The organism is Streptomyces asoensis (assembly GCF_016860545.1).
GTDB lineage: Bacteria > Actinomycetota > Actinomycetes > Streptomycetales > Streptomycetaceae > Streptomyces > Streptomyces asoensis.
Genome location: NZ_BNEB01000005.1, coordinates 1,894,175 through 1,907,849 on the forward strand (window position 1 = coordinate 1,894,175; position 13,675 = coordinate 1,907,849).

Consider the following 13,675-nt stretch of genomic DNA (forward strand, 5'->3'; position numbering starts at 1 on the left):
TCAGACCGCCTCTCCCTGCCGGGCGGCCGCCAGGCGGACCGCGTCCATGATCTTCTCGTAGCCGGTGCACCGGCAGAGGTTGCCGGAGAGCGCCTCTCTGATGTCGGCGTCGGTCGGGTTCGGGTTGTGCTCCAGCATCTCGTCGGCGGCGACCAGCAGACCGGGCGTGCAGAAGCCGCACTGGACGGCGCCCGCGTCGATGAACGCCTGCTGGATCGGGGCGAGCGCGGCTTCCTCGCCGGGGCGGGAGCCGGCGCCGTCCGCCGTCGGGCCGTCGGTGGCCTCCCCGGGCGGGGCGCCCGGTGTGCCGCAGGGGCCCGTCGCGCGGCCGGCGCGTTCGGCGCGCTGCCTGGCGTGGTCGGCGAGGCCCTCGACGGTCACGACGTCACGGCCCTCGGCCTGGCCGGCGGCGACCAGGCAGGAACACACCGGGACGCCGTCGAGCCGGACCGTGCAGGAGCCGCACTCGCCCTGTTCGCAGGCGTTCTTCGAACCGGGCAGCCCGAGCCGCTCGCGCAGTACGTACAGCAGGCTCTCGCCCTCCCAGACGTCGTCGGCTTCCTGAGGACGTCCGTTGACGGTGAAGTTGACTCGCATCAGGCGGCTCCCTCGGCGGTGCGGCGGGCGCCGCGGTACGACTCCCAGGTCCAGGTCAGCGTCCGGCGGGCCATGACGCCCACCGCGTGGCGGCGGTAGCTCGCCGTCCCGCGCACGTCGTCGATGGGGTTGCAGGCGGCGGCGCACAGCTCCGCGAACCGCTTGGCCACCGACGGGGTGATGATCTTCCCGTTGTCCCAGAACCCGCCCTCGTCGAGCGCCGCGCCGAGGAACTCCTCCGCGGTCTTCGCCCGCACGGGGGTGGGCGCGGCCGAGCCGATCCCGGTGCGGACCGTCCGCGAGGCCGGGTGCAGCGCGATGCCGAACGCGCAGACGGCGATGACCATGGCGTTGCGGGTGCCCACCTTGGAGTACTGCTGCGGGCCGTCGGCCTTCTTGACGTGGACGGCGCGGATCAGCTCGTCGGGGGCGAGCGCGTTGCGCTTCACCCCGGTGTAGAACGCGTCGATCGGGATGCGGCGGGTGCCGCGCACCGACTCCGCCTCGACCTCGGCGCCGGCCGCGAGCAGGGCGGGGTGGGCGTCGCCGGCCGGGGAGGCGGTGCCGAGGTTGCCGCCGACGCCGCCGCGGTTGCGGATCTGCGGAGAGGCGACGGTGTGCGAGGCGAGGGCGAGGCCCGGCAGCTCCGCCCGCAGGTGCTCCATGATCCGGGTGTACGGCACGGAGGCGCCGAGCCGCACGCTGTCCTCGCCGACCTCCCACTCGTAGAGGTCGCCGACGCGGTTCAGGTCGAGCAGGTACTCGGGCCTGCGGTGGTCGAAGTTGATCTCGACCATCACGTCGGTGCCACCCGCAATCGGCACAGCGGTGGGGTGCTCGGCCTTCGCGGCGAGCGCCTCCTCCCAGCTGGCGGGGCGAAGGAAGTCCATGACCGGCTCTCTTCTTCGTCTCGTGGATCTCGTGAGTCGTCTCGATCGAGCCAGAATCGGGTGCGGCGGGCCCGGCTCGTACCTGTGGTGTTCACGTGGAGTGGGGCCAGTACACAGCGCCGTGCTCCGACCGGGTCAGTCACCGAAACCATGAAGGAGTTGGCTGGTCGGCCCAGGCATCTTGTAGATTCGTATGAACGGACGACCTCGGTAACCTCCTCGTTTTCCTCCGGAAACACGGGGAACGACCCGGCGATCGAAGAATGCGGCTGGTGACTGTCCGCCGCGCGGGCCGGCCTCCCGGGAGGGCGGCTCCGGCGGCGGCCCGCCCCCTCACGTCCTTCAGGATCCATCGTAGTTTTCGAGACAAAGAACGGCGGCGACGAGATGCGGCTGCGCGCACTGCTGGACACCGACGCGCTGGGCCTCAGGCTGCTCGGCGGCGAGAACGAGCTCGACCGCGCGGTACGGGGTGTCATGACCACCGACCTGCGGGACCCCAGCCGCTACCTCTCCGGAGGGGAACTGGTGCTCACGGGCCTGGCCTGGCGCCGGGACGCGGCGGACTCCGAACCGTTCGTACGGATCCTGGTGCAGGCCGGGGTGGCCGCGCTCGCGGCCGGTGAGGCGGAGCTCGGCGCCGTCCCCGAGGACCTGGCCGTCGCCTGCGCCCGGCACCGTCTGCCGCTCTTCGCGGTGCACGAGTCGGTGGCCTTCGCGACGATCACGGAGCACGTCGTTCGGCAGGTGTCCGGTGAGCGCGCGGGCGACCTCGCGGCCGTCGTCGACCGGCACCGGCGGATGATGACCTCGGGTCCGGCGGGCGGCGGCCCGGACGTGGTCCTGGACCTGCTGGGCTCCGACCTGGACCTGCGCGCCTGGGTCCTGTCCCCGACCGGCCGGCTCATCGCGGGCCCGAAGCCGGCCGCGCCGGCCCTGTCGCCGCAGGCGTGCGCGCGGCTCGCGGGCGAGCATCTGGCGGCCGTCCGCGGCGGACGGCGGGGCCCGCACCGGCTGGTCCTGGGGCAGACGACGTACTCGCTCTTCCCGATCCGCGGCGGCGGCCGCGCTCCCCAGTCCCTCCCCGGGACCCAGGCGCCGCGGGACGTGCGCGAGAGCGTCCTTTCGGAGTGGCTGCTGGCCGTCGAGGCCGACGCCGGGGACTGGGCGGAGGAGCGCCTGGACCTGCTCCAGGGCGTCACCCAGCTGATCGCCGTCGAGCGGGACCGGCGCGACGCCGCGCGCTCGGTGCGCAGGCGGCTCGCCCAGGAGGTGCTCGAACTGGTCCAGACGGGCGCGGCCCCGGCGGAGATCGCGGCCCGGCTGCGGGTCGCCGCGCCGGTGCTGCTGCCCGGCCTCGGGGCTGCCCCGCACTGGCAGGTGGTCGTGGCCCGGGTCGAATGGGACGAAGGCGGCCCGGAGGCCGGCCCGGTCGCCCAGGCGCTCCTGGAGGAGATCCTGGTCGACCCGCTCGCCACCGGCCCCGAGCCGTCCGACCGCGTCGCCGTGGCCCACACCGGCGACGAGGCCGTCGCCCTGGTGCCGCTGCCGGCCGTGTCGAGCGAGCACGACGGCTCCGAGACCGGCGTCCTCGCCGACGCCCTCCTCGCCGCGGTACGGGAACCGCTCTCCGCCGGCCTCGACGGCGACGGGCGGCTCACGCTCGGCGTCAGCGCGGCCGTGCACTCGGCGGAGGGGCTGCGCGGGGCGCTGGAGGAGGCGCGGCACGCGCGGCGGGTCGCCGCGGCCCGCCCCGGCCGGGTCTGTGCCGCGGGCCACCAGGAACTGGCCTCGCACGTGCTGCTGCTCCCGTTCGTCCCGGACGACGTGCGCAAGGCGTTCACCGCCCGGCTGCTGAACCCGCTGCGCGACTACGACCGGCGCCATCGCGCCGAGCTGATCCCGACGCTGGAGGCGTTCCTGGACTGCGACGGCTCGTGGACCCGGTGCGCGTCCCGTCTGCACCTCCACGTCAACACACTGCGCTACCGGGTGGGCAGGATCGAGCAGTTGACGGGCCGTGACCTCTCGAGGCTCGAGGACAAGCTGGATTTCTTCCTGGCCCTGCGGATGAGCTGACGCCCGGCCGGGGCGGCCGTCGCCGTCGGGCGCCCCCCGTCGGAGCCATTCGGTCACGGAGTCCCACGACTTTGTGAAATCCTTCACCCGCCCCCTTGGCCCGGCCCCTTGATCCGTGCTGAGATGCGGCCACCACTCAAAGCTCGACGGCGCGCTCGGGGAGGGCAACGTGGCGTACACCGCCATGTCCGGTACCGGAACGACCTCAGGTGACGATCCCCTCCAGACCGCGGTGTGGCGGCTGCGCTCACGGGCCTGCTGGGCCGACGCGGCGGCCCTCATCCCGCCCGACACCGCGGCGGGCGCCGTCCAGCGGGCCGCGCTGCTCGTGGAACGGTGCCTGTACACCGAGCAGGGCTGGCAGGACGCCGAGGACGCGCTGCGCTCGGCGGAGGCGCTCGCCCACGACGACGAGGAACGCGGCGCGGCCGCTTGTGAACGGGGGCAGCTTGCCTACGCGGCCACGCTGCACGGGGTGCGCGACCGGGTGGACGAGGCGCGGGCCGCGCTCGGCCGGGCGGCGGCGCTGATCCCGCCCGACACGGCGGGCCGGGCGCTGCTGGACTTCCGCCGGGGACTGCTCGCGGAGAACATCTCCCGTTCCCCGCAGGCGGCGAGGGCCGCGTACCGGCGGGCGCACACGGCGGCCGCGGCCCACTCCGACTCGCTGCTGCTGTCCTTCACCTGGCGTCATCTCGCCGGACTCGCCCTGCGGGACGGCGAGATGGCGGAGGCCCGGCACGGCTTCGCCGAATCCCTGCGCATCCGGGAGGAGTTGGGCTACCTGGTGGGGACCGCACCGGCGCTGGCCTCGCTGGCCGACGCCGAGACCGACCCGGAGGCGTCGCGGCTGCGCGAGGAGGCCCGGCGGCTCTTCCGGCTGCTGGGCGGTGTACCGACCTGGCTGGCCCGCCAGCTGACCCCACCGGCCACCCCGAGCCCGACCGGGGTCTGAGGCCGCCCCCGACCGGGGACGGGTCAGCCGGGGGCAGGCGTGAAGTGCCGGCGGACCAGTGACTGCGCGGCGTCCGGCTCCCCCGCGGTCAGCGCCTCCAGCAGCGCCATGTGCTCGGCCGCGTCGGCCACCAGGTCCGCCCGTCCGCGCCGTACCGGCCCGGCGGCCAGCGGCCACTGCGAGCGGCGGTGCAGGTCCTCGGCGAACCCGACGAGCTGCTCGTTGCCGGACAGCGCGAGCACCTCCCGGTGGAAGACCCGGTCGGCCTCGGCGTACGAGGCCGGGCAGCCGGAGGCAGCCGCGCGCACGCTCGCCTCCGCGAGGGGCCGCAGCTCCGCCCAGCGTTCGGCCGGCACCGTACGGGCCAGCCGCAGCATCACGGGCACCTCGATCAGGGCCCGTACCTCGGCCAGTTCGGCCAGCTCGCGCGTGCCCCGCACGATCACCCGGAACCCCCGGTTGGGGACGACCTCGACGGCGCCCTCCAGCGCCAGCTGCTGCATCGCCTCGCGCACCGGCGTCGCGGAGACCCCGAAGCGTTCGCCGAGGACGGGCGCCGAGTACACCTCGCCCGGCAGCAGTTCCCCGCCGACGAGCGCCGTGCGCAGGGCGTCGAGGATCTGGCCGCGCACGGAGGCCCGCTGCACGACCGGGCGGACAGGCGCCGCGGGCCCCGCGGCCCGGGTGAAGCCGGGCGCGGGCGAAGGGGTCTCCCCGTGCGTGTGCTCCCCGCGGGCCGCACCCGTCGGGCCGCACCGGTCGGGCTCCGCACCGTCCGGGTATCCGGCGGACGCGGCGGAGCCGACGGACCCGCGCGACTGGGCCGGCACCCGGGACCGCTCGTCGGCGCCCGGCACGGCCGGGGTTCCGGTACCGGTGGAGCCCTGCGCACTCCGCTCCACGGGGCCTCCTCCGGCCTTGTCGGTACTTGGGGTCATTACGGCGGGTTGTTACTCGTCCGTCAAGCACCTTAGGCGTACCGGGCGTCAGTTCAAATCCCAACAGGATTGGGTAAGGTAAGGCTTACCTTTAATCGTCCCCGAAACGGCGGTCCCGGCATGCCCACAGCCCCGTCGGCCACAACGGAGGCCTACGCCCGCCTCACGGAGGTCTTCCCCGACCTGACCGTCACGGAGCTCGGGCACCGGGAGCCCTTCCCGCAGGGCGGCGGCTGGGTCACGGCGGCCGAGCTCGCGGCGGGCGGCACGGCCCTGGAGGCGTTCCTCGCCTGGGACGACGCACAGGTCGTCCGCGACTACGGCCGGCCCGCACGGCCCGACGTCGTCGCCAGCTTCGGACTGCACCGGTACGCGTGGCCCGCCTGTCTGCTGATCACGGTCCCGTGGTTCCTGCACCGCCGCGTGCCCCGCCTGCCCGTGACACACGTCTCGTACGACCGCACCGGCGGCGGGATGCGGATGGCCGTCCGGCCGACCCCCTCCTTCGCCTGCCTGCCGGGCGATCCGGCGGCGCTGCTGCCCGGGGCCCGGGTGGTGCCCGACGAGGAGGCGCTGCGCGCCGAGGTCCGGGCGGCGCTGGCGGAGCACCACGAGCCGGTGCTCGCCGGGTTCGGCCCGTCGGCGCGCCGTCGCGGCCGGGCCCTGTGGGGCATGGTGACCGACGAGATCGTCGAGAGCCTGTGGTACGTCGCGCAGCTGTTCGGCGAGGGCGAGCAGGAGCGGGCCAGGCGGGAGCTGGAGCTGCTCCTGCCGGGCGCCACGCGCCCCTACGTGGGCTCGGCGTCCTTCCGCGAACTGACCGGCCCCGGCGGCGAGACCGTCCCCACCCGCGACCGGGCGAGCTGCTGCATGTTCTACACGGTGCGCCCCGAGGACACCTGCGTCACCTGCCCGCGCACCTGCGACGCGGACCGCTTCGCCCGGCTGACCGCGGCCGAACTCACCGCCGGCGCCGCGAGTTGACGACCGCTCAGGCACCCCCGGAGACGGGGGGCCCGGGGGCGTCCCCTAAGATCACCCCGACTGCCCTGCTCCCGGGGTCACAGGCACTTCACAATTTCCTCACTTGCCCCGGGAACTTTCCGTGGAACCACCCGTACGGGTAGTCTTATTCGAACTCAACTCCCGCCCCTCAAGCGGCAGTTCGAGCAGAACGTCGCCCTGGGCATCCCCTTGCACCTCCTTGGCGGCCTCTTGCCCCGAAACCCCCTGAGGGACGGCGGGGTTGCGCCACTATGGCGGGCGTTACGCCCTATCCCAATGCAAGGGACCCCTGATGAGATTGACCGACATATCGCTGAACTGGCTGCTTCCCGGCGCCGTACTGCTCCTGGGCATGCTGGCGGCGGTGGCGGTGCTCGCGCGCGGCAAGCGCTCCTCCGGGGCCAACGCGAGCGCGGACGATTCGTGGGAGCGTACCGAGGAGCGCCGCAGGCGCAAGGAGGCCATATACGGCACCGCCTCCTATGTCCTCCTGTTCTGCTGCGCGGCCGTGGCGGCCGCACTCTCCTTCCACGGCCTGGTCGGCTTCGGCCAGCAGAACCTGGGCCTGACCAACGGCTGGGAGTACCTGGTCCCGTTCGGCCTCGACGGCGCCGCCATGTTCTGCTCCGTCCTCGCCGTGCGCGAGGCCAGTCACGGCGACGCCGCCCTCGGCTCCCGCATACTCGTGTGGACGTTCGCGGGCGCTGCCGCATGGTTCAACTGGGTGCACGCCCCCCGGGGCCTCGGTCACGACGGTGCGCCGCAGTTCTTCTCCGGCATGTCGCTCTCGGCGGCCGTGCTCTTCGACCGCGCCCTGAAGCAGACCCGCCGGGCCGCCCTGCGCGAGCAGGGTCTCGTCCCCCGTCCGCTGCCTCAGATCCGTGTGGTGCGCTGGGCACGCGCCCCTCGCGAGACCTACAAGGCCTGGTCGCTGATGCTGCTCGAGAACGTGCGCAGCCTGGACGAGGCCGTCGACGAGGTCCGTGAGGACAAGGCCCGCAAGGAGGAGACGAAGCTGCGCCGCCGCGAGCAGCACCGTGTCGAGCGGGCCCAGCTGAAGGCGATCAGCCGGGGTCACGGACCCCGCTTCCCCGGCCGCGGTGGCGGCGGTGGCGGCGGCCGTCAGGTGGAGGCCCCGGCCGCCCTCGAACCGGCCACGGCCGAGCGGGTCCCCGCGGAGCCTGCGATAGCGAACTCGTCGGAGCAGCTCCCCGTCCGCTCACGGCCCTCCCTCCAGCCCGTGCGCCACGGCGCCGACTCCTCGGTCACCGTCGACCTCACCGCCGAGGACGACACCATGGCCCTGCCGCGCCTCGACTCCCTGGAGCGCAAGCTCAAGGACCTGGAGCAGCAGTTCGGCTGACGGCCGGTCGGCCGGCCGGCCGGGCACCACGGGAAGGGGGCGCGACCTCGGCGGTCGCGCCCCCTTCCCGTTGCCCCGGACCGTCACCGGCCCGCCGTCGTACGGCCGGGCGTGCGAACCGACGGGCGCCGTCCGCCCGTCCACCCGTCAGGCGGCTCCGGCGCCCAGTTCGAACCAGACGACCTTCCCGCCGCCCTGCGCCCGGACCCCCCAGGTGTCCGCGAGGGACTCCAACAGGACCAGTCCCCGGCCGTGCGTGGCCTCGTCGGCGGTGGGCACCCGGGGCCGGGGGCGGTGGGCCGCCGAGTCCCGTACCTCCACCCGCAGGCCGGACGCCGAGACGGTGGCCGTCAGCAACGCGTCGTCGTCGGTGTGCACGAGGGCGTTGGTGACGAGTTCGCTGGTGAGCAGTTCCGCCGTCTCCGAACGCCCCGGCCTGCCCCAGTCCCGCAGCAGCTCGCGCAGGGCCCGGCGGGTCTCGGGCACCGCCCGCAGATCCGCCCGCCCGAGCCGGCGCCTGAGCTGCGGTGCCCGGTCCTGCTCCGTCACGTCCCCGGCCGTCGTCTCCCCCGTCCCTCTCGTCGCCGAGGTGCCCGCGACCGCCGTCGGACCGCTTCCCCGTGCCTGCCTCTCCATGACCCCCGCCCGCGTGTCGATGTGGGTTCCCCTCCTGCTCGAACACGTTCACGGGGATCCTTGCCCGGTCGGCACCGCGCCAGTCATGTCGAACCATTGACGCCCGGGTGTTCAGCCATGTTGGAGCAGGCCCCTGGAATACGCCCGGGCTCCGGGCGACCGCCGGGCCGCGCCGCCCGACCCCTCGGAGCAGGGGGCGCACACGGCGCGTACGCCCCCTCCCCCGCGCGCAACGCCGGTGTGAAGTGTGGCGGTTCGTGGCTTCGGTGCGGCACGTGGCCCCTGGGGCGCCCGTGTCGTCGGCGGGCCGGACGCCGGGGCGGACCGGCACCGGCGGGCCGGGCCGGGTACGCCCGCCGCGGCCCCCTCCCCGAGCGCCGTCACGGGCGAAGGCCCTGGTAGGCGGGTCGGCCGCGAGCGGTCCGGCCGGCGTCCGGGGGCCGGGCGGGAAGCCGACGCCACCGGGTGCGGGCCCGGGGTCACGGGGCGGACTGCGCTCCCCGACCCGCGGACACGGTGGGTGACGGCCGGGGCGGGCCGCTCGAAGGGCGTGCCCCCGCGCATCGGCACATGACGGTCGCTCCCCCGCCCGTGCGGCGGTCCACGGCGCCGTCGGGTCGACGCGACGGCCGGCCCGGGCGCGCCGGCGGCCTCCGCCATCCCGCCCGACGACCCGCCGACCGCCGGGAATCGGCCCGTCCCCCAGGTCCCCCTCCACCGACCTGCCCGAACTCCGGCGCGCAGGGCCGCGGCGGGTGCCTGACGTCGGGGTGTTCCGGTCACTCCCGGTGCCACGGGTGCCGATGGTGCGCCGGACACCGGGCCGCCGGGCCCCGGGCCGTGCGGATCCGGCCCGCGGGAACCCCCGGCGGCGGAACCGGCTCCTCCCGCCCGACGAGGTTGGCCGGATTCCGCCGGTTTCCGTCCCGCACGAACGCCTCCGGCGACGGTCCCGCACGGTGCACGGCGTGACCGGACGGCGGGCGGTGGCCCGGGGACGGGGCGGGTGTGCGGGGCCGTCGTCCTCCCGACCCCCGTGGCGGGAGGACGACGGCCCGGTCCTTCGCGGCCGCGGGCGGCCCCTGGGTCAGTGGAGCTTGGTGACGGCCGTGACGGTCGTCTTCTCGAAGGCCTTCACCGGAGCGTCGTCGAAGTCGCCGAGCCGCCCCCAGTCCACGACCGTCACCGTGGAGCCGTCCCGGCCGACCGAGACGAGGCGGATGTCGCTCGCACCCCACGAGGTCTCGGTGTGCAGGCCGTAGACACGGGCGCCTTCCTCCACGTCGAGCTTGCCGAAGTCCTCGAGCCTGGCCTCGGTCCCCGGGTCGGCCCGCTCGATCCGCGCGGGGCACGACGCGATGTCCCGGGTGATCCGCGAGAACCTGCCCTTGGCCGCCGCGACGCCCGGCAGTTCGACGCTCACCTGCCGGGCACCCGCGTCGAGGTCGGTGCGGAAGTCCCGGTACCAGGAGCCACGTCCGTCGCCCAGCGCCGTGCCGAGGCAGGGGTCCGCCGCCGTCTCCGGGGGGACGCCCGGGGTGACCCGGCCGGCCGTCCAGGACGAGCCGGGGTAGGGCGGGAGGTCGGCGGCCGAGAGGAAGCCGGGCGGTCGCGGGACGGCGGCGCCCGCCGGTGCGGCGAGTACGGCGCCGAGGGCGAGGCCCGCGGCCGTGAGTGCGGTGAGCGTGCCCGCTCGGGTGGGCTTGGGCATGGAGGTCCCCCGTGGATGCAAATGCGTGGATGTGGCCGGCCGCCGCGGTGCCGTTCGGTCGGCCCGGCACCGGTCGGTGCGACCACCCGAGCATCGGCGGTGCGGGCCGCCCGGTGCAACGTTCTTCGCCCGATGGACCGTGGTGGAACCATCCCAGCCCATCTGACGTGCAGGTATATGAGTGCCTGGGATGACCGCCGGGCCGAGGGACCACGGGGAGAACGGTGTCGACCGACGACGGTACGGCCGAGGTGACGGAGTTCGCGGCGCTGCTGACCGAACTCAAGGGGCGCACGGAACGCAGCTACGGCTCCCTCGCGCGCCGGCTGGGCATGAACACCTCGACGCTGCACCGGTACTGCGCGGGGGAGGCGGTCCCGCAGGACTTCGCCCCGGTCGAACGGCTCGCGCAGTTCTGCGGTGCGGGACCCGAGGAACGGCTCGAACTGCACCGGCGGTGGCTGCGCGCGGTGGCGGCCCGCCGACGGCCCCCGGCCACGGCGACACCCTCGGAGCCTTCCGGACGACAAGGCCCCCTGGCGGCTCCCCTGACCCCGCAGGCCACGCAGCCCCGGCAGGCACCCGCCGCGCCCGAGGACGGGACACCGGCACCGGCACCGGCACCGGCACCGGCACCGGCCACCGAAGAAGCGACACCCGTACCCGCCGCCGAGCACGCGACGCCCTCACCCTCACCCGCCTCACCCGAAGACGTGACGCCGGAGTCCGATGCCGGGACCCGGGGTGCCGACGCGGAACCCGTACGGCCTCTTCGTCGCCTGCCGCGCCGGCGCACCCAGGTCGCCGTGGCGGTCACCTGCGCGGTGCTCGCCACCCTGTCCGCGCTGCCGGGCGGCGGTCACCCCTCGGCCTCCGACGTCGTCGTCGGGACTCCCACGCCCTCCGCCGTCGCCTCGGAGCCAGCCAGGACGACGGCCGGGCGACTCCACGGTTCCCCCTCGCCCCGCACCGGTCCGGGCACCGCCGTCGGGTCCGCCACCGCGTCCGCCACCGGCCGCCCCTCCGGGTCCTCACCCGCCGCCGGCGCTCCGGCGGACGGCGGCACGGCCCCGGCGCCCGCCTCGGGCACCCCGCTCACCTACACCGTCGACTCCCAGGTCTGGGCGCTCGGCTGCGCCCACGACTACGTCATCGACAGACAGCCCGCGCAGGTCCCGCCGCCCCCGGCGCAGCAGGACGCCGGTGCCTGGGCGAGCGCGCAGGGCGCCGTGCACGGGCGGGAGACCGACGTCGAGATCACGGTGCAGGGACGCACGTCGACGGCGGTGGTGCTCACCGCGCTGCGCGTCCGGGTCGTCGGCCGTGCCGCACCCCTGCCCGGTGTCGTGTACGCCATGGAACAGGGCTGCGGCGGCGATCTCACCGAGCGGTACTTCGCGGTCGACCTGGACAAGGACCGCCCCGTGGCGCGCTCGGTGGCCGGCAACGACGCGGGCACGCCGATCCCGGCGGTGAGCCTGCCGTACCGCGTGTCCAGCACCGACCCCGAGGTGCTGCTGGTCACCGCGCGGACCGCGACCTGCGCCTGCGACTGGTACCTCGAACTCGACTGGTCGTCGCAGGGCCGCACCGGGACCGTCCGGGTCGACGACCACGGCCGCCCCTTCCGTACGAGCGGCATCGAAGGCCTGCCCCGCTACTGGTACGGCAACGTCGACGGCGCCCGCCGGTGGGTCCCCACCGGCTGACACCGCCGGCTGAGCCGCGTACGCGTCACCGGTCCCCTCACAACCGAGGCATGTTGCGCAGGTTGGAACGGGCCATCTGGACCATCCGGCCCACCCCGCCGTCGAGGACGATCTTCGAGGCGGAGAGCGCGAACCCGGTCACCATGTCGGCGCTGATCTTCGGCGGGATGGACAGGGCGTTGGGGTCGGTCACCACGTCCACGAGGGCCGGGCCCTTGTGCCGGAAGGCGTCCCGCAGCGCGCCCGCGAGCTGCTTGGGCTTCTCGACGCGCACGGCGTGGGCGCCACAGGCGCGGGCGACGGCGGCGAAGTCGGGGTTCTTGTTGGTCGTCCCGTACGAGGGCAGACCGGCGACCAGCATCTCCAACTCGACCATTCCCAGGGACGAGTTGTTGAAGAGCACCACCTTGACCGGCAGGTCGTACTGCACCAGCGTGAGGAAGTCGCCCATCAGCATGGTGAAGCCGCCGTCCCCCGACATCGACACGACCTGGCGGCGGCGGTCGGTGAACTGGGCGCCGATCGCCATGGGCAGCGCGTTCGCCATGGAACCGTGGGAGAAGGAACCGATCACGCGGCGCCGCCCGTTGGGGGTCAGATAGCGGGCCGCCCAGACGTTGCACATACCGGTGTCGACGGTGAACACCGCGTCCTCGTCGGCGAGTTCGTCGAGGACGGCGGCGACGTACTCGGGATGGATCGGCACGTGCTTGTCCACCTTGCGGGTGTACGCCTTCACCACCCCTTCCAGCGCGGCGGCGTGCTTCTTCAGCATGCGGTCGAGGAAGCGCCGGTTCTCCTTGGCCCGCACCCGCGGGATGAGACAGCGCAGGGTCTCGCGCACGTCGCCCCAGACCGCGAGGTCCAGTTTCGAGCGCCGGCCGAGGTGTTCGGGCCGCACGTCGACCTGGGCGATCCGCACGTCGTCGGGGAGGAAGGCGTTGTAGGGGAAGTCGGTTCCCAGCAGGATCAGCAGGTCGCACTCGTGCGTGGCCTCGTAGGCGGCCCCGTAGCCGAGCAGGCCGCTCATGCCGACGTCGTAGGGGTTGTCGTACTGGATGTGCTCCTTGCCGCGCAGGGCGTGGCCCACCGGGGACTTGATCTTCCCGGCGAACTCCATGACCTCCGCGTGCGCGCCCGCGGTACCGCTGCCGCAGAAGAGGGTGACCTTGTCGGACGCGTCGATCATCGCGACCAGCGCGTCGATCTCGGCGTCGCCAGGGCGCACGGTGGGCCGGGCGGTGACGAGCGCGGTCTCGACGGCCTTCTCGGGGGCGGGCTGGTCGGCGATGTCCCCGGGCAGTGAGACGACGCTGACACCGCCGCGCCCGACCGCGTTCTGGATGGCGGTGTGCAGCAGCCGGGGCATCTGTTTCGGGCTGGAGACGAGTTCGCTGTAGTGGCTGCACTCACGGAACAGCTGGTCGGGGTGGGTCTCCTGGAAGTAGCCGAGACCGATCTCGGCGGACGGGATGTGCGAGGCGAGGGCCAGCACGGGGGCCATGGAGCGGTGGGCGTCGTAGAGCCCGTTGATGAGGTGGAGGTTGCCGGGACCGCAGGAGCCGGCGCAGGCCGCGAGCCGCCCGGTGATCTGGGCCTCGGCGCCCGCGGCGAAGGCGGCCGTCTCCTCGTGGCGGACGTGGATCCAGTCGATCGCGGGGTTGCGCCGCACCGCGTCCACGACGGGGTTGAGGCTGTCCCCCACGACGCCGTAGAGGTGCTTCACCCCCGCGCGGGCGAGGATGTCCACGAACTGTTCGGCGACGTTCTGCTTGGCCATGGATCGACGCAC

Annotated in this window: 11 protein-coding genes; 5 read left to right on the forward strand and 6 right to left on the reverse strand. The window is 74.4% G+C overall.

The window, feature by feature from the left end; genetic code table 11:
• Positions 1 to 597 (reverse strand): (2Fe-2S)-binding protein, encoded by a 597-nt coding sequence (locus Saso_RS31120; RefSeq protein ID WP_189923184.1) that lies wholly within the window; start codon positions 595 to 597, stop codon positions 1 to 3.
• Entirely contained in the window at positions 597 to 1,487 is an 891-nt protein-coding gene (locus Saso_RS31125; RefSeq protein WP_189923182.1) for an FAD binding domain-containing protein, read from the reverse strand. Before Saso_RS31125 ends, Saso_RS31120 begins: the two co-directional genes overlap by 1 nt.
• A 387-nt stretch (positions 1,488 to 1,874) precedes the next feature.
• On the opposite strand from Saso_RS31125, the gene Saso_RS31130 reads away from it, so the two are divergent.
• Both Saso_RS31130 and Saso_RS31135 read left to right on the forward strand, forming a co-directional pair.
• The gene (locus tag Saso_RS31130; RefSeq protein ID WP_189923180.1) at positions 1,875 to 3,566 is read left to right on the forward strand and encodes a PucR family transcriptional regulator; all 1,692 of its coding nucleotides are present in this window, start codon (positions 1,875 to 1,877) and stop codon (positions 3,564 to 3,566) included.
• 169 nt (positions 3,567 to 3,735) lie between these two features.
• Positions 3,736 to 4,521 (forward strand): hypothetical protein, encoded by a 786-nt coding sequence (locus Saso_RS31135; RefSeq protein ID WP_189923178.1) that lies wholly within the window; start codon positions 3,736 to 3,738, stop codon positions 4,519 to 4,521.
• 23 nt (positions 4,522 to 4,544) lie between these two features.
• Here Saso_RS31135 and Saso_RS31140 read toward each other — a convergent pair whose 3' ends face one another.
• Positions 4,545 to 5,423, reverse strand: coding sequence for a GntR family transcriptional regulator (locus Saso_RS31140; RefSeq protein WP_189923176.1), 879 nt, complete (start codon positions 5,421 to 5,423; stop codon positions 4,545 to 4,547).
• Between the two features lie 156 nt (positions 5,424 to 5,579).
• Here Saso_RS31140 and Saso_RS31145 point away from each other — a divergent pair, with 156 nt between their 5' ends.
• Together Saso_RS31145 and Saso_RS31150 are read left to right on the forward strand one after the other, a co-directional pair.
• Complete coding sequence (locus tag Saso_RS31145; RefSeq protein ID WP_189923174.1) at positions 5,580 to 6,443, forward strand: (2Fe-2S)-binding protein; 864 nt, start codon at positions 5,580 to 5,582, stop codon at positions 6,441 to 6,443.
• Positions 6,444 to 6,756: 313 nt separating this feature from the next.
• Entirely contained in the window at positions 6,757 to 7,827 is a 1,071-nt protein-coding gene (locus Saso_RS31150) for a DUF2637 domain-containing protein (RefSeq protein ID WP_189923172.1), read from the forward strand.
• Positions 7,828 to 7,974: 147 nt separating this feature from the next.
• Here Saso_RS31150 and Saso_RS31155 read toward each other — a convergent pair whose 3' ends face one another.
• Together Saso_RS31155 and Saso_RS31160 are read right to left on the reverse strand one after the other, a co-directional pair.
• Complete coding sequence (locus Saso_RS31155) at positions 7,975 to 8,463, reverse strand: ATP-binding protein (protein WP_189923170.1); 489 nt, start codon at positions 8,461 to 8,463, stop codon at positions 7,975 to 7,977.
• Positions 8,464 to 9,550: 1,087 nt separating this feature from the next.
• Positions 9,551 to 10,174, reverse strand: coding sequence for a hypothetical protein (locus Saso_RS31160; RefSeq protein WP_189923169.1), 624 nt, complete (start codon positions 10,172 to 10,174; stop codon positions 9,551 to 9,553).
• Positions 10,175 to 10,398: 224 nt separating this feature from the next.
• Here Saso_RS31160 and Saso_RS31165 point away from each other — a divergent pair, with 224 nt between their 5' ends.
• Positions 10,399 to 11,883, forward strand: a complete 1,485-nt coding sequence (locus tag Saso_RS31165) for a helix-turn-helix domain-containing protein (protein ID WP_189923167.1) — start codon at positions 10,399 to 10,401, stop codon at positions 11,881 to 11,883.
• A 37-nt stretch (positions 11,884 to 11,920) separates the two neighbouring features.
• On the opposite strand, the gene Saso_RS31170 is transcribed toward Saso_RS31165, so the two are convergent.
• On the reverse strand, positions 11,921 to 13,663 hold the full coding sequence (locus Saso_RS31170) for a pyruvate dehydrogenase (protein ID WP_189923165.1): 1,743 nt from the start codon (positions 13,661 to 13,663) through the stop codon (positions 11,921 to 11,923).
• Positions 13,664 to 13,675 lie beyond the last annotated feature (12 nt).